Source organism: Collinsella sp. AM33-4BH (assembly GCF_003469205.1).
Classification (GTDB): domain Bacteria; phylum Actinomycetota; class Coriobacteriia; order Coriobacteriales; family Coriobacteriaceae; genus Collinsella.
In genome coordinates, this window is the sequence record NZ_QSIN01000003.1 from 18,732 (window position 1) to 43,473 (window position 24,742).

Sequence of the window (24,742 nt, forward strand, 5' to 3'; positions counted from 1 at the left end):
CACCTACACCTTCTCGGGGACGTACTTGCCCAAGAGGCCGGCAGGCTTGACGAGCAGGACGATGATCAAAACACCAAAGACGATGGAGTTGGCAAGGCTCGTGGAAATGTAAGCCTGCGCCATCGCTTCGATGATGCCGATGAGAATGCCACCGACAAAGGCACCGGGGATGGAGCCGATGCCGCCGAAGACGGCGGCGTCGAAGGCCTTAATGCCAGGCATGGCGCCCGTGGTGGGCTGCAGGACCGGCGAGTAGGAGCACAGGAGCACGCCAGCGATGGCGGCAAGGGCGGAGCCGATGGCAAAGGTCATCGAAATAGTGCGGTTGACGTTGATGCCCATGAGCTGAGCGGCGGACTTGTCCTCGGACACGGCGCGCATGGCCTTGCCCATCTTGGTCTTACCTGTAAAGAACATCAGACCGGCCATGATAACCAGGCAGGCGACGATGGTGACGAGCGAAACGGCGCTTACGTTGAACTTGGCCAAGAACTCCGGCACCGGGAAGGTGACGAGCGAAGTGAAGTTCTTGGGCGTGGCGCCCCACAGGAGCTGCGCGGCGTTCTGCAGGAAGTAGGACACGCCGATGGCCGTGATCAGAACGGCCAGCGGGCCCGCCTGACGCAGCGGCTTGTATGCCAGACCCTCGATGAGAACACCGAGAACCGTGCAGACCACACAAGAGAGAACTACAGATGCCCAGCCCGGGAGGCCGAGATACGACGTGGCGCAGAACGAGACATAGGCACCGACCATGATGACGTCGCCGTGAGCGAAGTTGAGCATCTTGGCGATACCGTAGACCATGGTGTAGCCCAACGCGATGATGGCGTAGACGCTGCCCATGGACAGGCCGTTGACCAGGTATTGGATAAAGACCGTCATGTTCCACATCCCCCTTTCGAATAGGTTTCCAGTTGATGTATGAAACAGGGACGTTACATCGTCCCTAGATACCAAGCAAGCAGGGAAGGCCAAAACCTCCCCTGCTTGGGATCAAAACCGCTCTATGTAAGGCGGCCTATTAGGCCTGTACGTACTTGCCGTCGGTAATGACGTACGCCGTCGGGTCCTTCTGGACCTGACCCTTGTCGTTCCAGGAGAGCTTGCCAGTCAGGCCGTCAACAGTAATCTTGAGCATAGCCTTAGGCAGCTTCTCGGCAACCTCGGTGGGGTCGGCGTCGACGCCCAGGCCGGCCTCCTTGAGAGCCTCGACCACAGCATGCACGCCGTCGTAGGCGTCGGCGGCAAACTGGTCGGGGGTATCACCGTACTTATCCTTGTAAGCGTTGACGAAGTCGGCGTTCTTCTCGTCGTCGGCGGAGAACGGGGTCATAAGCAGCAGGCCCTCGGCAAGAGAGGTGTCGAAGCCCTCAACGCCCAGGATGCCGTCCATGCCGTCGCAGCCCATCATCTTGACGTCGTAGCCCATGTCCTTGGCGTTCTTGAGCAGGACGGACGCCGGCGTGTAGTAGATCGGCGCAAAGATCATGGTGGCGCCTGCCTGCTTGGCCTTGGTCAGCTGGTTGGTAAAGCTCGTGGCGGAGTCGTCCTTAAAGGTCTCCTCGTCGACAATCTCAAGCTTAGACTTAGCGGCCTGGGCCTTAAAGGAATCTGCGATGCCCGAAGAATAGGCATCGCCGGAGTTATAGAACAGCACGAACTTCTCGTTCGCATACTTCTCTGCCAGGAACTTGGCAGCGTTGACACCTTGGTTGGGGTCGGTAAAGCAAACCTGGAAGACGCAATCCTTGCCCTTGGTAACGTCCTCGGAGGACGCGGACGGGGTGATCATGAACGTCTCGGGGTCGTTGCCGCACTCGGCGGCAACGGCGACCGACGCACCCGTGGTGGTCGGACCGACGAGGGCCTGCATGCCCCAGTCGAGCAGGGTGTTGAAGGCGTTGACGGCCTTCTCGCCGTCAGCCTGGTCGTCCTCGGCCTTGCTGACAAGCGGCAGCTCCTTGGTCGAGAAATCCTTGCAGCCAAGCTCGACAGCCTGTGTAACGGACTTGCCGTAGGACGCGTTGGCGCCGGTCAGCGGGCCGATGGTGCCGATCTTAAACGAAGCGTCGCCCGACGCGGAACCGCTGTCGCCGCCGTTGGAGGAGCAGCCAGCTAGAATGGACATCGCCCCCAGACCTGCTGCGCTCGCGATAACGCTCCTGCGATTCATAACAGGGTTCAATGACTTACCGGTGAGGCTCGACATGCGGCTCTCCTCTCAAATCTCGTCGGGTTTTGGTTGCCCGACAGGCCATCCTTCGCCGTGTTCGGCGTTCGCAAAATAGTAGACGCTTTAGTTAGGAAAAGTGGCGATTATTTCAACTTTTCTTTGGATTTGTTCATTTATCCATATTTCTGCGTATTTCTATTATTTTATGCAGTAATGCCACTTTATTGTGTAAAAGTAATGTTTCCATTCTGTTACAGGCGTCCCCGCCCTGAATAAAACAGCCTCACCGGTAGCGTTTTATGCGCACTTAGGCGGCGATGTACTTGCCGTCCTGGATCACATAGGCCGTAGCGGGCTTTTCGACCTGGCCCTCGTCATTCCACGTCAGCTCGCCCGTCAGGCCCTCGATCTTGATCTTGCGCATGGCGCGGGCAAGGTCGTCGGCAATGTCGGCACCGTCAGCCGTAATGTCGATGCCCGCTTTATCGATAGCCTCGGCAATCGCATGGACGCAGTCATAGGCATCGGCGGCAAACTGATTGGGCGTCTCGTCGTAGGCGTCCTTATAGGCCTTGACGAAGTCGGCGTTCTTCTCATCGTCAGCAGAGAACGGGGTCATGAGCAGCACGCCCTCGGCAAGAGAGGTATCGAAGCCCTCAACGGAGAGCAGGCCGTCCATGCCGTCGGTGCCCATAAGCGTCATGTCGTACCCCATGTCCTTGGCGTTCTTGAGCAGGACGGACGCCGGCGTGTAATAGATCGGAGCAAAAATAAGCGTGGCGCCGGCCTCCTTGGCCTTGGTGAGCTGGTTGGTAAAGCTCGTGGAAGAGTCGTCCTTAAAGGTCTCGGTATCGACGACATCGAGCTTGGATGCCTTGGCCTGCTCGGCAAAGGCGTCGGCAACGCCCGAGCTGTACGTATCGCCGGAGTTGTAGAACAGGGCGATCTTGGCGTCCGCGTACTTCTCGGCCAAGAACTTCGCGGCGCTGGCGCCCATGGTGGGGTCGGTGAAGCAAACCTGAAAGACCGTGGTCTTTCCCTTGGTGACATCGAGCGACGAGGCCGAAGGCGTGACCATGAGCATATCGTCGGCGATCTCGCCCGAGACGGCGACGGCGGCGCCGGTGGTAACGGGGCCGACAAGCGCCTGCATGCCCCAGTCGCACAAGGTATTGAAGGCGTTGATGGCCTTCTCGCCGTCGGCGACGTCGTCCTCGGACTTAAGCGAGAGTTTGAGGTCCTTGGTCGAGAAATCCTCGGCGGCGAGCTTGGCACCCTTCTCGGCCGAAACGCCATAGGTTGCCGCGGCGCCGGTCAGAGGGCCGATAACACCGATCTTGAAGGTCTTGCCGTCATCGGCGGAGCCGCCGTCAGAGCCACTCGAAGAGCAGCCAGCGAGCGCGGCGGTGCTGCCGAGCGCCGCGGCTCCTGCCAAGAAACTCCTACGGCTCAGTGCGTTGTTGATACTAAACATGGTGTCCCCCTTTTCGCTGGCCGCGGTGCGGCTGTTTTGCGGTACGGGGCAAACCTTATGGCGCAAACGTTGACAGTTTGTTACGGAAGTTCATTTGTAGCGAGCATGTTTCCAATGTTTCCGCAGCGTTTCGGGGGTGCCGTTTTGTGCGGCTCCTGTTGCCTGGCGAGCACGCGCCCCCGGTTCACGCTAGAATGCACTCAACCTTTAAGCGGTTTATCCATCCATAAGATGCACGAAGGAGTTATCTATGAGCGAACCCCTGCGCACCGTGAACGTCGGTCTGATCGGTCTGGGAACCGTCGGCGGCGGCGTGGCCCGTCTGATCAAGAGCCACCACGATGAGTACCTGGCAGCCTACGGCATCGACCTTAAGCTGACCCGCGCCTGCGCGCTTGCTTGGGAGCAGGCCGAGGCGGCAGGCATTGAGCGCGAGGCCTTTACGAGCGACTGGCACGATGTCGTCACCGACCCCGCCGTCGACATCGTCGTCGAGCTGATTGGTGGCGAGCATCCCGCAACCGAGATCTTCACCACTGCCTTCGAGAACGGCAAGCATGTCGTCTCCGCCAACAAGGCCCTGCTGGGCCGCCATGTCGAGACGCTTGCCGAGAAGGCGCGTGCGTGCGGCGTGCAGATTAAGTGCGAGGCCAGCTGCGGTGGCGGCATCCCCATTGTCAGCACACTCGAGCACGACCTGGTGGGTAACAAGATCCTGACCATCGCCGGCATCCTCAACGGCACCACCAACTACATCCTGTCGCGCATGGACGCCGAGGGCGCCGATTACGCTGACGTGCTCGCCGACGCACAGGCTAAGGGCTATGCCGAGGCCGACCCGTCCGCCGACGTCGACGGCTTCGATGCCGCCAGCAAGACGGCCATCCTCGCCTCCATCGGCTTTGGCACCCGCGTTACCACCGATGATGTGTACCAGCAGGGTATCCGCACCATCGGCGCCGAGGACATCGCCCAGGCCCGCGAGCTCGGCTACACCATCAAACTGCTCGGCATCGCCCGCAACACCGACGCTGGCGTCGACGTTCGCGTGCATCCCACGCTGATCCCCGCAGACCATATGCTCGCCAAGGTCAACGGCGCCATGAACGCCGTCTACGTGGTAGGCGACGCCGTGGGCGAGACCATGTTCTACGGCGCGGGCGCAGGCTCCTTCCCCACCGCGAGCGCCGTCGTGGGCGATATCCTGTCGCTCTCCGAGCAGATCAGCCGTGGCGTGGCTCCGCTGCCCGAGATTGAGCCCTATGGCCACAACCTCACCTTTAAGCCCATGGACGAGCTCCAGACCAAGTACTATGTGCGCCTGAAAGTCGCCGACCGCGTGGGCGCCCTGTCCGAGACGGTCGACATCTTTGCCAAGCACAACATCTCGATCTCGCTCATCAACCAGGTCGAGGACGGCAAATCGGGCGTCAGCGATGCCTGCTCGGTCATCTTCCTGACGCACCGCGCGCTCGAGAAGGACGTCCAGGCTGCCGCCGCCGAGCTTGCCAGCGTCGGCTGCGTGGCCGAGGTCGCCAACGTCCTGCGCATCGAGGACGTTGAGGCTTGGACCGAAGGCGTCATGGCGAACTAGCCCAACGCTCGCCTAGCAATACGCGCCTTGAGGGCTCCCGTCCGATGTGGGACGGGAGCCCTTTTGTCACCTGCCCTAAGCACAACGGCAAAGCATATTTGCGCGAGCCGCTCATCGGTAACGCGGGCTACCGTTCACCGATATGCAAACGCGGCCGATTCCGACTACCGCTACGCTGTGCTGCGAATGTCCGCCCGCGATGAGAGGAAGCACCATGTTGCTCGAGGGCAAGAAAGCAATCATCACCGGAGGCACACGCGGTATCGGCTATGCCATCGCCTGCCGTTTTATCGAGGAAGGCGCTGCCGTCACCGTCTTTGGCTCGCGCCAGGAGACTGCCGACACGGCCGTTGAGAAGCTGACAGCCGCCTATCCCGACGCCAAGGTCTGGGGTCGCTCCTGCGATCTCACCTCGCTCGAGGCCGTGACTGAGGCCTTTACGCAGACTGCAGCCGACATGGGCGGCTTGGACACGGTCGTCAACAATGCCGGTATCTCCCAGCGTTCACCCCTCTTGGACTACACGGCCGAGGAGTTCGCCAAAGTTATGGACCTCAACGTCGTCGCCGTCTTTAATGGCCACCAGGCTGCCGCCAAGATCATGACCGAGGCCGGCCACGGCGGCACCATCACTACCACAAGCTCGATGGTCGCCAAGTACGGCCAGCCCTCCGGCGTCGGTTACCCCACGTCCAAGTTTGCCGTCAACGGTATGGTCCAGTCGCTCTCGCGCGAGCTCGCTCCCATGGGCATCCGCGTCAACGCCGTCGCCCCCGGCGTGACTAAGACCGACATGGTCGCCAACCTGCCCGAAGAGGTCATCAAGCCCATCATCGCCACCATTCCGCTGGGTCGCATGGGCGAGCCCGAGGATGTCGCCAACGCCTTTGTTTTCCTGGCGAGCGACATGTCCTCCTATGTCACGGGCGCCGTGCTCCCCGTCGACGGAGCCGCCCGCTCCTAAGGAGCCACAAGCTTTGGCTTCAAGCTTCAACATAGCTCAACCAAAAAGGCGCGCCGTCTGAATCAACTGCAGACAGCGCGCCTTCTCCTGTTATGAAAGGGAAACTATGTCCCAGTATTTCGGATCAGAACGGGGCACGGTTTCCCCCAGGACCTCCTTGCGGAAACTGCATCCCACTCTGAGCGCCCATTCCGGGACACAGCTTCCCAACGGCCCCCGTTTCGGAAACCACATCCCGTTCCGAGCCTTCAAAGCGGGACGCGGCTTCCCCGAGAAAGTATCGACTACTTACCGTCGTCGTCTTCGGCTTCTTCGCGCGCATAGAGCTCCAGCATGCGACGGCGGTATTCGCGCACAGCGAGCTTGGCGCGCTCCAGGCGGCGGCGCTCACGCGGAGTCAGCTCGGACGGGTCGACCTCGTCTCCATAGGTCTTATCGGCAAGCAGGTGCGCCGCGTCCACGATGCGGGCATCGATGTGGCCGCTCGCCGCCTCGGCGGAAAGACGCTCGGCAATCGTATCGAGCGTAGGCAGGCCCTCGAATACGCGACCATGGCCATGCGAGGTCAGCAGCTCGTGCTCGCGCGCGAGCAAGCTCGCTAGGTCGTGGTGGGCGCGCAAGATGTCGAGCGCATCGGATGGATGCTCGGCAACCTCTGCCACGGCGGCGACCGGTGCGGCATCCACCACGCGGTAGAAGAGCTGCGCGAGCAATGGCATCAAGAACACCGTGATGGCACCGGCGGCAACCATGACCGACGCAATATCTTGCGACAGCGCGCCCGCGTTGACGGCAACGCTCGTAACGGCAACGATGATCGGCAGCGCCGTGGTGCAGTACAGGGCCACGGTAATGCGACCATACGCCGACACATCGCGCGTCGCAGGACAAATGCTCATGGAAATAAGAATGGGCACGGCACGAATAATCAACAACGCCACGATAAAGCCCACGAGCAGACCCGGGCGCGACGCCACGGCCGTCAGATCGATCTTTGCGCCCGATACGGTAAAGAACACCGGAATCAAAAAACCGTAGGCCAGACCGTCGAGCTTGGTCTCGAGCGTATGGTTGCCCTCGGGGATGATATAGCGCAGGACAAAGCCGGCGGCAAAAGAACCCAACACGATGTCGAGATCAAAGACAGCCGAGAATGCCACGAGCGTGACCAGGATGAGCACCGTCAGGCGCACGAAGGTCTGCGACGTGGTATCGGCGCGCTCCTCAACAAATGCAAAGAAGCGGCTGCCGACGCGCTTGGAGCGGCTCGGGACCACGGCCAGCAACACGCAAACCACCGCAAACAAGCCAAGGATAACGAGCGTTTGGATGCCAGTGCGGGCAGACAACAGCACCGACATGGCGAGCACGGGACCGAGCTCGCCCCAAGTGCCATACGCGAGAATCGAGTCGCCCACGCGCGTGCCGGTAAGCGAGCGCTCACGCATGATGGGCACGAGCGTGCCGAGCGCCGTGGAGGTAAGAGCAAGCGTCACAGCGATACCGTCGAAATGACTGACTGAGAACCACGGGGTAAAGCGCACGGCAAGCCAGGCGATACCAAACGTGACGACCCACGTCGCCAAGCCGTAGCGCCCCTCGACGCCCGTGATGCTCTTGGGGTCGATCTCAAAGCCGGCAAGCAGGAACAAAAAGGCCAGGCCCAGCTCGGACACAAGCGAGACCTCAGCATCTACATGGATGACGCCGAGCATATGGGGTCCCAGTACCGCGCCGAGCACGAGCAAAAAGACCGTCTCGGGAACGGGTTTTCCGGGAATCGCCGAGGCGATAAAAGGACTCGCAAAGGCCACGAGTGCGATGATGGCGAGCGAAACGAATGCCATGTGATGCCTTTCTCTTGTTTGCGCTTCACTGTAGCACCCTCGCCGTCCTCAACGCGCCGCGAGCTGTCGTATCATAGTGAGGTTTACAAACATGTGGCTCAAGGCGACCGCAGGGCAGACCCCGCAAACCGACCGCTGCCGCATACCGTACCGTACGCCCAACCGATCAGGAAGGCAGGAACCAATGGTCTCTCGTATCTACGTGGAGAAGAAACCCGGGTTCGACGTCGAGGCTCAGCAGCTCAAGGGCGAGCTGACCGAAATTCTCGGCATCAAGGGCATCGAGGCCCTGAGGATTATCAACCGCTACGACGTCGAGGGCATCGACAAGGAGCTTTTCCGGTCCTGCGTGCCGACCGTCTTTAGCGAGCCCCAGGTCGATGTGACCTACGACGAGCTCCCCGCAAGCGACGGCGCCGTCTTTGCCGTCGAATTCCTGCCTGGCCAGTTTGACCAGCGCGCCGACTCCGCCAGCGAGTGCGTGCAGCTCATCAGCCAGGGCGAGCGCCCCGCCGTGCGCTCCGCCAAGGTCTATATGGTCTCGGGCGCTCTGGACGAAGCCGCCGTCGAGGCTATCAAGCACTACGTGGTGAACCCCGTCGAGGCGCGCATCGCCTCGCTCGACCTGCCCAAGACACTGTACATGGAGACCCCCGAGCCTGCGCCCGTCGAGGTGCTCGACGGCTTCCGCGAGCTCGACGAGGCCGGCCTTGCCGCCTTTATTTCCGAGCGCGGCCTTGCCATGGACGAGGCGGACATCGCCTTCTGCCAGCAGTACTTCCGCGATGAGGATCGCGACCCCACCATCACCGAGATCCGCGTGATCGACACCTACTGGTCCGATCACTGCCGCCACACCACCTTCGGCACCGTCCTGGACGACGTGACGATCGACGACGCCGTGGTGCAGCAGGCCTTCGACCGCTACATGGAGATGCGCCACGAACTCGGTCGCGACACCAAGCCCGTCTGCCTCATGGACATGGGCACCATCGGCGCCAAGTACCTCAAGAAGACCGGCGTCATGACCGATGTCGACGAGTCCGAGGAGATTAACGCCTGCACCGTCAAGGTGAAGGTCGATGTCGACGGCGAGGACCAGGACTGGCTGTTCCTCTTTAAGAACGAGACCCACAACCACCCGACCGAGATCGAGCCCTTCGGCGGTGCCGCCACCTGCGTGGGCGGTGCCATCCGCGACCCGCTGTCGGGCCGCAGCTACGTGTACCAGGCCATGCGTGTCACCGGCGCCGGCGACCCCACCGTCCCCGTGTCCGAGACGCTCGAGGGCAAGCTGCCGCAGCGTAAGCTCGTGACCACTGCTGCCGCCGGCTACTCCAGCTACGGCAACCAGATCGGCCTTGCCACCGGTCAGGTCAACGAACTCTATCACCCCGGCTACGTCGCCAAGCGCATGGAGGTCGGCGCCGTCGTGGGCGCTACCCCGGCAAACCACGTGCGTCGCGAGTGCCCCGCCCCCACCGACAAGATCATCCTGTTGGGCGGCCGCACCGGCCGTGACGGCATCGGCGGTGCCACCGGCTCCTCCAAGACCCAGAACACCGAGTCCATCGAGACATCGGGCGCCGAGGTCCAGAAGGGCAACGCCCCGGTCGAGCGCAAGCTGCAGCGCCTGTTCCGCCGCGGCGATGCCTGCCGTCTGATCAAGCGCTGCAACGACTTTGGCGCCGGCGGTGTCTCGGTCGCCGTAGGCGAGCTTGCCGACGGCCTGTATGTCGACCTTGATACCGTGACCAAAAAGTACGACGGTCTTGACGGCACCGAGCTCGCCATCTCTGAATCCCAGGAGCGCATGGCCTGCGCCGTCGCCGACGGTGACGTCGAGGAGTTCATGGGCTACGCCGCCGAGGAGAACCTGGAGGCGACCGTTATCGCCGAGGTTACCGCCGAGCCGCGCATGCGCATGGCCTGGAACGGCGTCGCCATCGTCGATCTGTCCCGCGAGTTCCTCAACTCCAACGGTGCGCCCAAGCACCAGGTCGTCCACGTCTGCGCCCGCAGTGTGTGGCAGCCCAGCTGGGCCGGTACCACGCTCGCCGAGCGCATGACCTCGCTCGTCACCGACCTCAACGTCGCTTCCAACAAGGGCCTTTCCGAGCGCTTCGACTCCACCATCGGCGCCGCGACCGTGCTCATGCCCTTTGGCGGCAAGACGCAGCTCACCCCAAGCTCGGCCATGGTCGCCAAGTTCCCCGTGGACGGCGAGACCACCACGGCGAGCGCCATGGCATGGGGCTTCAACCCCTATCTGATGGAGGCCGACCAGTTTGCGGGCGCCTACCTGTCCGTGGTCGAGTCCATCGCCAAGCTCGTTGCCGCCGGCTTTGAGCACAAGCGCACCTACCTCTCCTTCCAGGAGTACTTCGAGCGCCTGCGCACCGAGGCCGAGCGCTGGGGCAAGCCCATGGCTGCCGTCCTGGGTGCCCTTATGGCCCAGGTCGACCTGGGTGCCGGCGCCATCGGCGGCAAGGACTCCATGAGCGGTTCGTTTGAGGACGAGGCCGGCGAGCTCAACGTTCCGCCGACCCTGATCAGCTTCGCCGTCGCCGTGGGCAAGGCCGCCCGCGCCGTCTCGCCCGAGTTCAAGGGCCTCACGCACCGCGTCGTCCGCATCGCCCCCGCCACCTATGGCGAGGACTACCGCCCCGATGCTCAGCAGCTGCTCGCCGCGTTTGACGCCGTCGAGGCGCTCACTGCTACCGGCAACGCCCTGGCCATCTCCACGCCCGGCTACGGCTGCGGCGCCGAGAGCCTCTTTAAGATGTGCGTCGGTAACCAGATCGGTATCGAGCTTGCCGAGGATGTAGACGTGGAGAGCCTCTTCACCCCGCTCTACGGCAGCTTTATTGTCGAGCTCGCCGAGGATGCCGAGCTGCCCGAGGTCGCCGACGGCGTTGTCGTCGAGCCCCTGGGCACCACCGTCGAGGGCTATGTCATCGACACCGGTTCCGAAGTCATCGAGCTCTCCGAGCTCCAGGAGGCCTGGGAGAGCGGCATCGAGGGCGTCTTCACCTACCGCAGCGCCGGCGAGACCCCCGAGGTCGAGACCATCGACTTCCGCGCCAAGGATATCCACGTGTACGGCGGCGCCAAGATCGCCCGCCCGCGCGTGATCATCCCCGTGTTCCCCGGCAACAACTGCGAGTACGACAGCGCCCGCGCCTTCCGTGCCGCCGGTGCCGAGGCCGACACCTTCGTGATCAACAACCTCACGCCCGAGGCCGTCGCCGAGAGCACCCACGAGCTTGCCCGCCGCATCCGTGCAAGCCAGATCGTCATGATCCCCGGCGGCTTCTCGGGCGGCGACGAGCCCGACGGCTCCGCCAAGTTCATCACGGCGTTCTTCCGCGCTCCCGAGGTCACCGAGGCAGTCCGCGACCTGCTCAAGGCCCGCGATGGCCTGATGCTGGGCATCTGCAACGGCTTCCAGGCCCTGATCAAGCTCGGTCTGGTGCCCTACGGCGACATCGTCGACGCCACGCCCGATGCGCCCACGTTGACGTTCAACACCATCGGTCGCCACCAGAGCCGTCTGGTGCGCACCCGCATCTCGTCCAACTTGTCCCCGTGGCTGTCGCAGTGCAGCCTGGACGACCCCTACACCGTCGCCATCAGCCACGGCGAGGGCCGCTTTGTCGCCAATGACGAAGTGCTCGCCCAGCTGATCGCCAACGGCCAGGTCGCCACGCAGTACGTGGGCGAGAACGGCAAGCCCAGCATGGATCTCTCCGTCAACCCCAACGGCTCCGCACTCGCCATCGAGGGCATCACGAGCCCCGACGGCCGCGTCCTGGGCAAGATGGGCCATGCCGAGCGTCGCGGCGACAACCTGTACCGCAACGTGCCCGAGCATGTCCCCGGCGATAAGTTCATGCCGATCTTTGAGAGCGGCGTGGCCTACTTCGCTTAAACCTTTCCCATCGGGTACAATCCCCTCGGGTAACAACACCCGCCACCGACACATCCGGTGGCGGGTTCTTTTTTGCTTCGCGCATGCAGGAAGGACATCATGGAAAGCCGCAAGCCGTATCTCGCCACCCTGCCCGGACTCATCCTGAGCTGTCTTGTTTGCTGTGCACTCTGGGGATCGGCCTTTCCCTGCATCAAGATCGGCTACGCACTCTTTGGTATCCCGGCGCACGATAGCGCCTCGCAGCTGCTCTTTGCGGGCTTGCGCTTCACGCTTGCCGGCGCCCTGGTTATCGTTGGGATGAGTGCGGCCCAACGCCGCCCCCTCATTCCGCAGGCTCGCGACATCAAGCCCATCTTTGTCTTGTCGCTCTTCCAGACTATCGGGCAGTACTTCTTTTTCAATCTGGGCCTCTCGCGCGCCAGCGCCATGTCGAGCTCCATCATCGAGGCCAGCGCCAACTTCCTCGCAATCCTCTTTGCCGCCCTGGCATTTCACACCGAGAAGCTCAATACGGCCAAGGTGCTTGGCTGTGCGCTGGGCTTTGCCGGCGTCGCGCTCGTCAACCTCTCGGGCGCAGATGGCACCTTTGGCTTCAGGCTCGATGGCGAGGGCTTTATCCTAGCCTCCACTGTCGCGGGTGCTCTTTCGACCTGCCTGATCGGCATCTTCTCGCGCAAGCACGACGGCGTCTTGCTTGCCGGGTGGCAGTTCTTGGTCGGCGGCCTGGTCCTCACCGCCATCGGCTTTTTGATGGGTGGCGCGCTCTCCCCCACGGCGATTGTCCCCGCCATCGTGCTCATCATCTACATGGCGCTTATCTCCGCGGTCGCCTACTCGCTGTGGTCGCGCCTGCTTGCCGTCAACCCCGTCAGCCGCGTCTCGGTCTTTGGGTTTATGAACCCGGTCTTTGGCGTACTGCTGAGCGCACTGCTGCTTGGCGAGGGCGCCGGCACGAGCCCCGTTACCGTCATCGTTGCCCTGCTCTTGGTCTGCGGCGGCATCATCATTGTCAACAGGCCCAAAAAGGTCTAACGAACTACCCCTATTTAGCAGAGGGGGTTCACATGCTTTAGCTTAATGGAGTACATCGGAGAGCCGAGGGCCGCCACGCCCGCCAGCGTGCGCCCTTTTTCTAGCGTATCTGGGCGCCGGCTTTCTTCTTCTCGCGCTTTACGCGGTAGAGCTCCGCGTCGGCAGCACGAAGCAAGTCTTGCCAGGTATCGACGCCATCACCGACCCGTGCGTAGCCGATGGACATCCGCAACAGATACGGAACCTCGGCGCGCGCGAGCTCATCGTTGATTGTCGCGCACAGATGCATGATATCCTGTTCCGCCACTGCCTTTTGGAGCACCACGAACTCATCGCCACCATAACGTGCGATAAAGCCGCCAGACGCCGAGCAGACTTCTTTGAGCGCAGCGGATATGACCTGAAGAGCGTGGTCGCCCTCCACATGCCCATAGCGATCGTTAATCTGCTTAAAGCCGTCGGCGTCCATCATAAGCAGATATACATCTTCGGCCTGATCCACATTTGAGAAGAGCGACAGCATATAGGTCTCAAAACGGTTGCGATTGTTAAGTCCAGTCAACGGGTCGGTCGAGATGAGCTGCTCCTGGTAGATGATGTAGAGCAGCAACATGCTAATCATTATGCCGACACAAAGGCCGGGCACCGAGTATACGACCTGAAAGGTACCGCCCACCAGGGCCGGAATGGCGAAAAACGCCAAGGTTCGATAGATGGCCTTCGTCTGCAGGCTCTCGACCCTGCGAGATTGCACAAACGCATGCAGGGACGTATGTATAACGTAACAGTAGCTGACGATGGGCTGGATCATATAGGCAAAGCCGCGACGATACACGCCCTGCGAATCGATATAGAACAGGGCGTGCGTCCAGTAACTGGTAAACGCCAGCACGACCACCAGAGCCGTAGGCAACGCTACAAGCACCACCCTATAGCGCGAGGTCAAAAGGCGAGAACCCTGCACCGTCTCGGAATAGATAAACCAAATGAGACACGCGATAGCAAAGAGCGAAAACGAAACCGCGTTGGAAATCCAGTTGGCAGCAATGCCCAACGTGCCGTCCACACCGTCCGAAAGCGTCCAGATCATATCGAATAATATGTACGCGGCAGAGGTGTAGCCAAGCATGCTAAACAATAGCTGCTGGGTGCTCGAGAACAAGGAGCGACGACTTCGCACGGCAAGCCCGATAAGAACAATCATGCATAGCACGAATATCTCAATCTTGAGTGCCTTAACCACTAGCGCCATCCCTTCAATACCCAAGTGGTCAGAATCGCCCAATTCGAATCAGGGCAATAAACACCCCTTTACTCCGCAGGGGTATAGGGAATAATAGCAGAGCGCCCGAACGTCACTGCAAGACAGCTCTCGTTCGGGCGCCCATACGGCGCGAATTGCACACGCCGGCTTGATTGACTCGCGTCGACGATTACTCGCCGTCGATGTCGGTCGCGACGGCCTCCTCAATAGCCTCGACGCCTTCGACCGACAGATCCTCTTCGCCGTGGCAGAACTTCTTATCGACCCAGCCGGTCAGAATCGGGGCCATGATGGCCGTGATGATGACGGCGGTGGCGATCTGAGCGTACGCGGTGGGCGCAAGCTCGGCATAGCGCGGCGCGACCTCAGCAAGAGCAACCGGCGTGGTCATAGCCGTGCCGGCGATGGTGGAGCAAGCAACGGCGGCCTTGCCGTTGCCGCCGCACAAGCGCTCGAAGGCAAAGGTGATGGGGCCAACGATAAAGAGGGTGATGAGGCCCAACAGAATGCCCGAGATGCCGCCGGTGATGAAGCTCGAAAGGCTCATGGACGCACCGAGCTGAAATCCGATGACGGCAATCGCGGGATTGGCACCGGGAACCAGCAGGTTCTTGATAAACGGGAACAGGTTGCCCAGAACCATGCCAATAACGAGTGGCAAGATGGAGCCGATAATGGTGCCAATGGGAATGTTGGCGAGGCCGGAAACACCGAGGATGATCATCGTGACGGCGGGGCCAGCCGTAAAGAACAGGATACCGACGGCGCCCTGCTCGGACTCATCGCCGAACTCGCCCATGATGCCCGTATAGAGCGCCATGTTGCAAAACGTGATGCCGCCGATGATAGACACGGAGCTCAGACCCAGGAAGTTGTCGTTAAAGCAATATGCCACGCCCAGGCCGAGAGCCGCTGCGACGACCAGCTTGGGGATCAGCACGACGATACCGGTCTTGATGGCACCCGGCGTGGACTTAAAGCTGATGCCGGCGCCCACAAACAGCAGGATCGCGGCGACGATGGTATTTGAGCCACCGCGGCAGGCAGCCGTAAAGAATCCGCCGATCTCAAAAACCTGCGGGCAGAAGGTGTTGAGCAAAAGACCGACGATCATCGGATAAATCATGATGTCGCCCGGGATGCGCGGGACCTTGAATTTCTTTTGCTCGTTGGCGGTTGCTTCCTGTGCCATGAAACCCCCATTTCCGCTGACGGGGTACAAAAGCCCACGTCACGCTTTGCTACAGTAAAGTTTGACCATGGTACCAAAAGAAATAGACCAGCTCGGTGAGAAATTCGATTCGTTGGACAGGGGCGCTAAACGTGCCCTGCTCTTATATGAGGCTCAAAACGATATAGAACACGATGCCCGAAACACAGCACCACAGCATCGATTTTGTCTTGACCGCCACGGCCACGACGCCGGCAGCCGCAATCCAGGGAACCAAGGCAGGCCAGGGTCCCGCGTCGAACGCGCCGGGGCTCACCAAGTCGTTGGCGACCAGCGCGGCAAAGGCAGCGGGCGGGATATAACCCAGGGCCTCGGTAATGCGGGGCGACAGCGTTCTCCCGCGCAAGGCAAACGCCGGCGCGACGCGAAAGAACGCGATAGCGGCCCACGACGACAGCCACAGAACCAAGAACTCGTTAACGGGCATCGCGGGCACCTCTTCCGTCTAATACAGCATCGCACGCCAGCGCAATGGCAATGCCGACCACGACGCTTGCCGGCACGGCAATATTCGTGAAGCCCAAAAACTTGCATACGGCGACGGACACCGCGCCCGAAACCGCCGCGACAACGTTGCCGCGCGACAGCCGCTGCGAAAAGAGTAGACAGATAAAGAGCGACGTGCAGACGAAACTCGCAATAGCGGTGGGAACATCGACAACGGCACCGACGATGGCACCCATCGTGCACGAAGCGCCCCATGTCGCGATGAGGATCACGTTGAGCACGAAGGATTCGCGCGGGCCCCAATCCTCCCCCTCAACCAGCTTGGCAAGCGAGATGCCGTATGCCTCCTCGGTGAGCGTCGCGGCAACAGCCAGCGTCTGACGCTTCGAGGCGCCCGCCAGATGGGGTGCGATCGATGCCGAGTAAAGAGCGAAGCGCGAGGAGATTGCGGCGACGCTCGCGACGATCGACGCCGCAGGCACACCTGCCAGCCACAGATTGCAGATCATAAACTGCCCGCTGCCCGTCACGAACGTGCTGCTCAGAGCAAAGACCATCCAGGGTTCCATTCCCGTCTGCCCCATGATCATTCCGCACGGCGCGCCTATTGCAACATAGGTAAGCATCACTGGCCAGACGGTTCTAACGATTTTGAGCACCATACGCTTCTCATCCTGACAAGGTCTCCGAGCCGCATGTAGCGACACGGCAGAATCATCATCCGACAGCAACCGAGTTCACCTACAATTGCCACCGGATCGAAAGACACAACTTTTTAGGAAGTCATTATGACAGCTATCGATCGAGACCGGGCGCGCGCGGCCTTCAAAAGCTACACCGACGCCTACGACGCCACCAACCCACGCATCGCACTCAAAATCGAGCATACGTACCACGTTGCCGAAGTATGCGATGCCGTGGCGCGTGAACAGGGTTGGCCAGCGCAGGACATTGACCTGGCATGGCTTTGCGGCCTGCTACACGATATGGGCCGCTTTGAGCAGTTGCGGCGCTGGGACACCTTTAAGGACGCCGAGAGCATGAGCCATGCAGCGCTGGGCATCGAGGTCCTCTTTGGCGAGAATCCCGCCGATGCACCCGCCGTAACGAGCATCCGCGACTTTATCGATGACCCGGCAGAGGACGAACTGATCCGCGCGAGCATCGCCCACCACAGCAATTTTCGCCTGCCCACGGAACTCGACACCCGTACACGGAGCTTCTGCGAGATCGTGCGCGATGGTGACAAGATCGACATTATGCGCACCATCGCCGACAGCACCGTCGAGACCATCCTCAAGGTGGATGAGGACGCATTTCTCGCCAGCCACTTCTCGGCACCGGCGCTTACCGCCTTTGACGAGCACCGCTGCGTCGCACGCGATGAGCGCGATGAGCCCGCAGACTACCTGGTGGGACTCATCTGCTTTATGTTTGAGCTCGTCTATCCAGCGAGCCGCGCGCTGGCGCGCGAACAGGGCGATATCCACCGCCTGCTCGACGCGCCCTTTGGCATTACGCGGCCCTTTACCGACCCCGCCACGCAGGCAACCTGGAGCCGCCTAAAGGACGAGATGCGCGACTGGCTGACGCGCGCTTAGCGCTCAAGCTGAGCCAGCAGCTCCTCAACGATCTCAACGGCATCGCCGACGACCTTGTACTGGGCGGCACCAAAGATGGGGGCATCCGGGTCCTCATTGATGGCGACAATGCACTCCGCCCCACCGATGCCGGCGAGATGCTGGATAGCGCCCGAGACACCGATGCTCACGAGGAGCTTGGGCGAGACCGATACACCCGTCTGGCCAATTTGGTGGCGATACTCCAGCCAGCCGGCCTCCACCACGGGGCGCGTGCAGCCAAGCTCGGCACCCAGAGCCTCGGCAAGCTTTCGCATCAGCGGTAGGTTTTTCTTGGAGCCGATGCCGCGGCCCACCACGACTAGACGCTCGGCATCGGCAATTGAGGCCTGCTGTCCCCACTCCTCGGCGGGAATCGAGATCTCGACACGGGCCTTAACGTCATCCGCTAGCACTACCTGGGCAATCGTGCCGGAGCGGCTATAGTCAAACTCGGGCGCCTTAAAGATGCCGGGGCGCACCGTTGCCATCTGAGGACGGTGGTTGGGGCAGATAATGGTGGCCATCAGGTTGCCGCCAAACGCCGGGCGCGTCTGCTGCAGCAGACCCGTCTCCGTATCCATCGAAAGCACCGTGCAATCGGCCGTAAGGCCCGTCTGCAAGCGCACGGCCACACCGGGCGCCAGCTCGCGACCAAAGGCGGTCGCGCCGTACAGAATGGCCTCGGGCTTGCGCTCGGCTACCAAATCGCAGATCAAGCGGGCGTAGACCTCCGCGTCGTTCTGACGCAGGCGCTCGTCACGACAGACCAGAACTTCGTCCGCACCGGCGCAAATCAGATGCTCCAGGTCCCCGAGTGAGCCCTCGGGGCTCATGCCGACCAGTGCCACCAGACGGCAGCCGCGGGCATCGGCAAGCTCGCGCCCCTTGCCCATGAGCTCGAAGGCCACGGATGCAACGGCATCGTGCTCGTCAGTCTGCACGAAGATCCAGATGTCTCGATATGCGTCAAGGTCTGCCGCGCCGGCGGCCTCGTCGCGCTCAATCGAGATGGCGTTGACGGGGCAGGCGTCGACGCACCCACCGCACAGGATACAGCCGTCGGTTACGCGGGCACAGCGATTGGGGCGCTCACCCTCCACCACAATGCCGCCCGAGGCGCAGGCGCGAACGCAGCGACCGCAGCCGATACAGGCTTCGCTATCGATAATCAGCCCGCTCATCTATGCCATCCCCTCAATAATCTTGGCAAGTTTTACCGCCTGCTCGGACGCCGTTCCCTCGACGGCCTCGCACGTTTGGTCACGGTCGGGCACAAACGAGCGCACGACCTGCGTCGGTGATCCGGCAAGGCCGCAACGCGAGGGATCGGCGTTTACGTCGGCAGCGCTGGCCACACGCACGTCTGCATCCTCGGCCGCGCGAATACCGGCAATACTCGGCATGCGCAGCTGGCCAATCTCCTTGGCAGTCGTCATCGCACACGGCATCTCCAGGTACACCGTCTCCTCGCCGGCATCGCAGCCGTGAACGGGCGCCAGCGAGCCACACGTCGTAAATCCCGCGCTCTGCACACAGCTCACGTCGGTCACGCAGGGGACCCCAAAGGCGCCGGCCAGCTCGGAGCCGATCTGGGCCGTATCGCCGTCCACTGCCATCTTGCCGCAGATGATCAGGTCAAAGTCCTCATCGAGTGCCTCGATGCCGCATTTGAGGGCATAGGTGGTGGCTAGGGTATCGGCGCCCGCAAAGGCTCGGTCGGTCAGCAGCAGCGCGTCGTCGGCACCGCGGGCGATGCAGTCGCGCAGCAGCGATTCGGTCGCGGGGATGCCCATCGACACCACCGTCACACGCACGTCCATGCCAAAGCCGATAAAGTCGTCCTTCAGCGCTAGCGCACATTCGAGAGCACTTGCATCGAAGGGATTAATGACCGCCTGCTTGCCATCACGCACGATAGTATTGGTCTTGGGGTCCATCTTGACCTCGGTGCTTCCGGGCACCGCCTTGACGCACACCACCATATGGAAATCACTCATCTTCACGCGCCCCCTTTCTGGACGAGTTCATCCAAGAGCTTCTCCGTAAACAGGTTGCCGCGACCCAGCTGGCCGGCAGGATCAAGCTGGAGTTTGAGACGCGCCGACTCGACCATGGCCTCGTGGCCGTACATCGTCTCCAAGAAGCCCGCCTTGATCTTGCCGACGCCGTGTTCGGCAGAAACGGCACCGCCCATGGCCGTGACCTCGGAAGCCCACTGGGCAAAGAGCTCTCCACCACGACGGTAGTCTTGCGCATCGCGCGGCAGGATGTTCACATGCAGATGGTTGTTCCCGATGTGTCCCCAGGCAGCAGACTCAAGCCCGCTTTCGGCCAGCGTGCGGCGATAGAGGGCCACGACATCGGCAAGGCGTGCATTGGGCACCGACATATCCGATCCCAGCTTGGTAATGGTGGGGTCGGTGCGGCGACGCTCGTCAATGAGCATGTTGACGCTCTCGGGCACCGCGTGGCGGAAGAACCGCTGGCACTCGCGATCGACTTCGTTGCGGGCGACCCATGTCGCATCGTCGCGGCCGCCCGCAAGCTCCAGCACCCATCCCAAGTGGTACAGCTCCTCGGTCGCCTGCGCCTCGTCATCGCAATCGAGCTCCACGTAGACACATACCTTGGCCTCTTTGTCGAGCGCCGGCAGCGAGGCAAACGCCGTCGACTGCTCGCGCTGGCGACGTAGAATATCCAGGGCGCCAGCATCGAAGTACTCGATGGCAGCCGCATGGGACAGGACAGGGCGCACGGAATCGGTAAAGGACACCGCCTTGTCCTCGCTATCGAAAAAGCAACTCACACCCCAAACGACCGCAGGCGCCGCCTGCAGGGCAATCTCGAGCTCGGTGATAACGCCGAGCGTGCCGCACGCGCCGATAAAGAGGTCGATGGCGTCCATATCGTCCGCAACGAAATAGCCTGAGGCATTTTTTGTCTCGGGCATGGTATAGCCGGGAAGATCGAGCTCGAGCGTACGGCCCTCTGCCGTCACGAGCGACAGGTGGCGGCCCTGGGCAAAAGCCTCGCCGCGCTGAAGCTCAAGCAAATCGCCATCAGCCAGCGCGACGTGGAGTCCCGTGATATGCGGGCGCATGGGGCCGTAAGCGTAGCTGCGGGCGCCGGAGGCGTTGCATGCCGCCATGCCACCCAGACAGGCAGATGCCTCGGTGGGATCGGTGGGAAAGAACTGCTCGGGGGACTCTTGGAACTCCTCGTAGGCCTCAAGCGATGCCTGGTCCCAACCAGCGGTCGGCAGTACCTTCTTGCTCAGCTGCTTACGCAGCTCCGAGAGCACAACGCCCGGCTCCACGCGCAGCAGAAATTGGCCTTGTTCATCGCGGCGAAGGCCCAAGTAGCGATTCATACGGGAAGTATTGAGGATATGCCCACCGTGGGGCACGGCACCGGCGGCAAGGCCGGTTCGGGCGCCCTGAACCGTTACCGGGACACGCTCGGCATGGAGCGTTTCCAAAATGGCACGGACCTCGTCTTCCGTTGTCGGAAACGAGATGCTCGATGCTTCGCCCGATGCACGAGATTCATCGCGGCCATACTCTTCGAACTCATCGGTGAAGGGTTTAATGGTTGCAGACACGCGAACTCCCCCTTTAGCTAACTACAGTGTTTGCAGGGAGATGTTACCGCATCGTTTCGTCGACGTGTTCGAGACCGTCTCCATAATTGGCGATTTTTACGTTTGTGCAATTCGGCGAACGGCAAGGCTTCCTCGGCAGACGATGCTTTTGACACATATCGCCCCGCCGTCGCCGACCGCTCGATTGTCGCTCGAAAAAAGTTGAAGTATTTTTTTCCACCTTTTACCTGCGGAGATGTCAATCCGTCAAGCATTTGGTCAGAAATTGGTCAAGTAGCGGCTGATACGGTCGGCGTCGACAACCAAAACCGATAGAAGTTTTGGCCCCAGAAGCAGGGAGGTTCCCATGGCATATTACTGGCCCCAGTACGGCGTCGCCATCGAGGTCGACGACGATCCCTATCTCCTGCCTTTCGACGAAGAGGCGTTCCCCGATACGGCGGTCTACCACGTCACCACCGATGTTATCTGCGACCCCGAGTCGTTCTCGGCGCTCGCCCACCACATCGCGCGTATCCACGACATCGAGCTCCCTCACGACTTTGACGAGCTCATCTACTCGCGCCGCCTGATGCTTCACATGCTCTTTGGAGCGGACCCGTCCACGTTCGCACGTGTCTACACCACCAAGGACGCCGCATGAGTGCGAAGAAGCCGCCCCGCCTCGCAGGACTGGGGCGTCGCAAGAAACTCGTCGTTGTCTGCCTGGCTATCGTCTGCGCCCTCATCGCCGTAGGGCTATACGCCTGGCAGTCGCAGCCCGTGCCCGAAGCGGGCGCCTCAGTCACGACGGCAGAGGGCAAATCGCGACAAGAAATCCAAGATGAGCTCGATGCCATCGTCCGCGACAACATGATGACGATTTCGGTCGCGCCGGTCGCTCAGCTACAGGAGGACGGCAAGCTGCGCGTCAACGTGCAAAACGTCCAAGACAATAAATTTCCCCAGCGATTCCGCGTCATCCAAAACGACGAGACCATGTACGAATCCGGTGTGGTCGAGACCGGCAAGACAATCGAGACGTGCCCCGCCGGCGACATCAAAGAAGGCGAGGCATACATCGAGATCCAGGCACTCGATGCCAAGACCCTCGACAGCCACGGCAATCCGACACGTGTCAGGGTACGGGTTGAGCAAGCCGAGAACTAGCTTTTTCGGCCGACGCGGCACCGCACGCAATTCACCAGCATTCGTCCAATCATCGCGGGGACGGCCCGCGGCGAATAGAAAGGAACGACCATGGACATCACCAGGAACATGAACGGAGCCAGAGCGCTCGTCGTGGGCGCAGGGCTCGCGCTCGCGCTCGCAATGGGCGCCGCCCCGACGCCAGCTCTGGCAGCCGGGCGCGTTGGAACCACGAAAGTAATGGTCAGGACCGAGATCGACAACGTAGAGTTCAAAGTTCCGACGGTTATTCCCTTCGTCGCCAAGGCCGACGGCACGCTTCAGGGCCCCTCAGAAGACGCGACCACCATCGACAATCATTCGGCCTACGGCATCCATGTCACCAACATGAAGATCGACGCCATGAACACCTGGACCATTGCCGCCGACGCCAAGGCCGGAACCGCGCAGAATTCCATCGACTTTAAGGTCGGCCCCGACGGCGCACTCCAGAACGCCAGCGCCGCAATGCAGGAGACGGGCCTCGATCTTTCCAAGAATGCAGCCTTCGACATGGGCTACCAGGGCATTGCCGGCGGCACGGACAAAATTAAGCTCAAGACAAGCGGAAACGTCGCCCGCGTCACGCGCGACATCTTCCGCGTAACCGGCGAAGGCGATCAGGTTGCAACGATCACCTGGACGGTCGAGCCCGGTGCGCACACGGCATAAGGCTATCGCCCTGGCCGCCACCGTCAGCATCCTAGCGTTTGGGCCAGCCATGGCCTTTGCCCAGCAAGAACAGGCACAGGCCGCCACGCAAGTGACGGTCGATCTCTCGGAACTCGACCGCGGCGACCGCGAGGAACCGTTGGCGCAGACAGGCGACAGACGATGGCTCTTGGCAGTAGGTGCCACAACAGCAGGCGCGGGGACCGCCGGCCTCGGTCTGCACATCAAACACAGCCAGAAACAAAACACGGATAGGCCGCACTAAATTAGCTAAGGAGACCCCATGGCATCGAAGAACCTTTTGCCCGTCGTCGCACTCTGCGGCGCGCTCGCAACCGGAACGCCTGTCGCCGCTTGGGCGACTCCCGTCATGGCAGACTCCTTACCAGCAGCCCTAAGCTCCGCACCAAATCCGTCGAGCGCCATTGCGTGTAAGCGTTTTTCGATTGCACAGGCCGCAATCTCAACCTCGGGATGCCTTCGTCGTAATACGGACGGCTCGATAGTCGTGGATATCAATCGTTCGAACAAGGTAAACGGCTCCCAGGCGGGGTGCGCCGTCTGCACGTGGCGCTCGGTTGTGCTCGATGCAGATGGCGATCCATGCAATTTAGAGCTGCGCATCGACATCGCTTCGGTCGATGACTCGGCGAACGGAGCGAAGGTCGCCTTTGACGGTGCGTTTTTCGAGAAAGGAGGCGGTATATGTCTGGGCTGCGCCGCCGCGAATGCAGACGACACGCAGCCCACCCTCTCATTCACGGCATCGTTGCGGCTGGCCAAAGCCGGCACCGATGCCATCGCGGCGGGAGAAACGTCCCTGCTGTTCTACGCCGCCAGCACCAAAGATACAGACGCTCATTTCGAGAAGCCAGCCGGATCACTCAGCCTTACACGAGGGATAGAGGCAGGCCCTATTGAAATCGATGCCCACGCGCAAAGCAGGCAACGCATTCTTGCCGACCCGGCGCTTCTCGAAATGGAGTGGAATGGATCCGGAGCCATCGGAATTCTCCCCTCCGCGCTTGACGCCAAGACGCTCCCCTCAAACGACGAACCCATCAACGCAACCATACAAGAAGAGAGCACGGACAAAGAAGCAGGTGCGGGCGACACGCCGTCGCCGACAAACAGCGTCCCAGCTTCTTTCGAAGCGCCGAATGAGCCCGCTACCGGTCCAAACGATCCCGAGCTCGCGGACAGTCTGGGGCTTGCTGATCCTCAGGAGATCGATGAAGGTAACTGCTGCGTGCTTGCCGCCCTCGACCACACGGAGGTCATCGATGCTGCAAACAACGAAGTTGCCGCCGCCAATCAGCCCGTCCGCAAGTCGGCCATCATCGCATTTCCCGAATCCATCGAAGTCGTCTTTTTGCCATCGGGCGAGGTCGTGGCCCCAACACTGCTCACCTTGTTGGGCGCCAAGAATACTCGAAACGAAATTAAAAAGGTCACGGTTGTCGACCCTGCAACCACCGCTAAACTGCGTCTATACGCCGTTGCCCCAGACGGAAGCAAGACCTTGGAATTCGATGGCGACACACTTCTAGCCTGGCGACGTCTGGACATTATGCAAGACGTCTCGTATCAGATCGAACTCGAAGGGTTTGATCGTGCCCGCGATGCCAATATCATCGCCGCGGCTATTGAATCCCCACAGCGGCTTATGACACTGCGCTTTGACTACTATCCCTATGTCCCGACAACCACCTGAGGC

The 24,742-nt window shown here is 61.4% G+C and carries 21 protein-coding genes; 10 read left to right on the forward strand and 11 right to left on the reverse strand.

Annotated features, from left to right (window positions below; genetic code table 11):
* Positions 1-3: 3 nt before the first annotated feature.
* The 3 genes from DW821_RS03125 to DW821_RS03135 form a co-directional block, all read right to left on the reverse strand.
* The gene (locus tag DW821_RS03125) at positions 4-885 is read right to left on the reverse strand and encodes a branched-chain amino acid ABC transporter permease (protein WP_117635470.1); all 882 of its coding nucleotides are present in this window, start codon (positions 883-885) and stop codon (positions 4-6) included.
* Positions 886-1,024: 139 nt separating this feature from the next.
* A complete protein-coding gene (locus DW821_RS03130; RefSeq protein ID WP_117635471.1) occupies positions 1,025-2,212 on the reverse strand; it encodes an ABC transporter substrate-binding protein in 1,188 nt (395 codons plus the stop codon).
* A gap of 271 nt (positions 2,213-2,483) precedes the next feature.
* Entirely contained in the window at positions 2,484-3,650 is a 1,167-nt protein-coding gene (locus DW821_RS03135) for an ABC transporter substrate-binding protein (protein ID WP_117637820.1), read from the reverse strand.
* Positions 3,651-3,900: 250 nt separating this feature from the next.
* Between DW821_RS03135 and DW821_RS03140 the strand changes: the two genes are divergently transcribed.
* Together DW821_RS03140 and DW821_RS03145 are read left to right on the forward strand one after the other, a co-directional pair.
* Complete coding sequence (locus DW821_RS03140) at positions 3,901-5,244, forward strand: homoserine dehydrogenase (RefSeq protein WP_117645709.1); 1,344 nt, start codon at positions 3,901-3,903, stop codon at positions 5,242-5,244.
* Positions 5,245-5,458: 214 nt separating this feature from the next.
* Positions 5,459-6,208: an SDR family NAD(P)-dependent oxidoreductase gene (locus tag DW821_RS03145; RefSeq protein ID WP_117645711.1), complete on the forward strand. Its 750-nt coding sequence runs from the start codon at positions 5,459-5,461 to the stop codon at positions 6,206-6,208.
* A gap of 284 nt (positions 6,209-6,492) precedes the next feature.
* On the opposite strand, the gene DW821_RS03150 is transcribed toward DW821_RS03145, so the two are convergent.
* On the reverse strand, positions 6,493-8,055 hold the full coding sequence (locus DW821_RS03150; protein WP_006234446.1) for a cation:proton antiporter: 1,563 nt from the start codon (positions 8,053-8,055) through the stop codon (positions 6,493-6,495).
* A 184-nt stretch (positions 8,056-8,239) separates the two neighbouring features.
* On the opposite strand from DW821_RS03150, the gene DW821_RS03155 reads away from it, so the two are divergent.
* Together DW821_RS03155 and DW821_RS03160 are read left to right on the forward strand one after the other, a co-directional pair.
* The gene (locus DW821_RS03155) at positions 8,240-11,986 is read left to right on the forward strand and encodes a phosphoribosylformylglycinamidine synthase (protein ID WP_117774094.1); all 3,747 of its coding nucleotides are present in this window, start codon (positions 8,240-8,242) and stop codon (positions 11,984-11,986) included.
* A gap of 99 nt (positions 11,987-12,085) precedes the next feature.
* Positions 12,086-13,021: a DMT family transporter gene (locus DW821_RS03160; protein WP_118065513.1), complete on the forward strand. Its 936-nt coding sequence runs from the start codon at positions 12,086-12,088 to the stop codon at positions 13,019-13,021.
* A 100-nt stretch (positions 13,022-13,121) separates the two neighbouring features.
* Here DW821_RS03160 and DW821_RS03165 read toward each other — a convergent pair whose 3' ends face one another.
* From DW821_RS03165 to DW821_RS03180, 4 genes are all read right to left on the reverse strand, one after another.
* Positions 13,122-14,264 (reverse strand): diguanylate cyclase, encoded by a 1,143-nt coding sequence (locus DW821_RS03165; protein WP_158555308.1) that lies wholly within the window; start codon positions 14,262-14,264, stop codon positions 13,122-13,124.
* 190 nt (positions 14,265-14,454) lie between these two features.
* Positions 14,455-15,477: a 2-keto-3-deoxygluconate permease gene (locus DW821_RS03170; RefSeq protein WP_118065517.1), complete on the reverse strand. Its 1,023-nt coding sequence runs from the start codon at positions 15,475-15,477 to the stop codon at positions 14,455-14,457.
* Between the two features lie 142 nt (positions 15,478-15,619).
* Positions 15,620-15,943, reverse strand: a complete 324-nt coding sequence (locus DW821_RS03175) for an AzlD domain-containing protein (protein WP_118065519.1) — start codon at positions 15,941-15,943, stop codon at positions 15,620-15,622.
* Positions 15,933-16,625, reverse strand: a complete 693-nt coding sequence (locus DW821_RS03180; RefSeq protein ID WP_118065521.1) for an AzlC family ABC transporter permease — start codon at positions 16,623-16,625, stop codon at positions 15,933-15,935. The genes DW821_RS03175 and DW821_RS03180 overlap by 11 nt, the downstream gene beginning before the upstream one ends.
* Before the next feature lie 126 nt (positions 16,626-16,751).
* Between DW821_RS03180 and DW821_RS03185 the strand changes: the two genes are divergently transcribed.
* Positions 16,752-17,564 carry an HD domain-containing protein gene (locus DW821_RS03185; RefSeq protein ID WP_118065523.1) on the forward strand — a complete coding sequence of 271 codons (813 nt, stop codon included), beginning with the start codon at positions 16,752-16,754 and terminating at the stop codon, positions 17,562-17,564.
* Here the strand turns inward: DW821_RS03185 and DW821_RS03190 are convergent.
* Genes DW821_RS03190 through DW821_RS03200 form a run of 3 tightly spaced genes read right to left on the reverse strand, consistent with a single transcriptional unit; the run spans position 17,561 to position 21,186 of the window.
* Entirely contained in the window at positions 17,561-18,766 is a 1,206-nt protein-coding gene (locus DW821_RS03190; RefSeq protein WP_117736799.1) for an electron transfer flavoprotein subunit alpha, read from the reverse strand. The two genes, DW821_RS03185 and DW821_RS03190, sit on opposite strands and share 4 nt — an antisense overlap.
* A complete protein-coding gene (locus DW821_RS03195) occupies positions 18,767-19,582 on the reverse strand; it encodes an electron transfer flavoprotein subunit beta/FixA family protein (protein WP_118065525.1) in 816 nt (271 codons plus the stop codon).
* A gap of 2 nt (positions 19,583-19,584) precedes the next feature.
* A complete protein-coding gene (locus DW821_RS03200) occupies positions 19,585-21,186 on the reverse strand; it encodes an FAD-binding oxidoreductase (RefSeq protein WP_117736797.1) in 1,602 nt (533 codons plus the stop codon).
* Positions 21,187-21,532: 346 nt separating this feature from the next.
* Here DW821_RS03200 and DW821_RS03205 point away from each other — a divergent pair, with 346 nt between their 5' ends.
* The 5 genes from DW821_RS03205 to DW821_RS03225 all read left to right on the forward strand — a co-directional run bounded on the left by DW821_RS03205 (position 21,533) and on the right by DW821_RS03225 (position 24,739).
* Complete coding sequence (locus tag DW821_RS03205) at positions 21,533-21,829, forward strand: hypothetical protein (protein ID WP_089573322.1); 297 nt, start codon at positions 21,533-21,535, stop codon at positions 21,827-21,829.
* Positions 21,826-22,335 (forward strand): hypothetical protein, encoded by a 510-nt coding sequence (locus DW821_RS03210; protein ID WP_117803729.1) that lies wholly within the window; start codon positions 21,826-21,828, stop codon positions 22,333-22,335. The genes DW821_RS03205 and DW821_RS03210 overlap by 4 nt, the downstream gene beginning before the upstream one ends.
* Positions 22,336-22,425: 90 nt before the next feature.
* Positions 22,426-23,025: a hypothetical protein gene (locus DW821_RS03215; protein ID WP_089573324.1), complete on the forward strand. Its 600-nt coding sequence runs from the start codon at positions 22,426-22,428 to the stop codon at positions 23,023-23,025.
* 49 nt (positions 23,026-23,074) lie between these two features.
* Positions 23,075-23,290: a hypothetical protein gene (locus tag DW821_RS03220; RefSeq protein WP_147330834.1), complete on the forward strand. Its 216-nt coding sequence runs from the start codon at positions 23,075-23,077 to the stop codon at positions 23,288-23,290.
* An 18-nt stretch (positions 23,291-23,308) separates the two neighbouring features.
* A complete protein-coding gene (locus DW821_RS03225) occupies positions 23,309-24,739 on the forward strand; it encodes a hypothetical protein (protein ID WP_118065527.1) in 1,431 nt (476 codons plus the stop codon).
* The last annotated feature ends 3 nt before the right edge of the window (positions 24,740-24,742 follow it).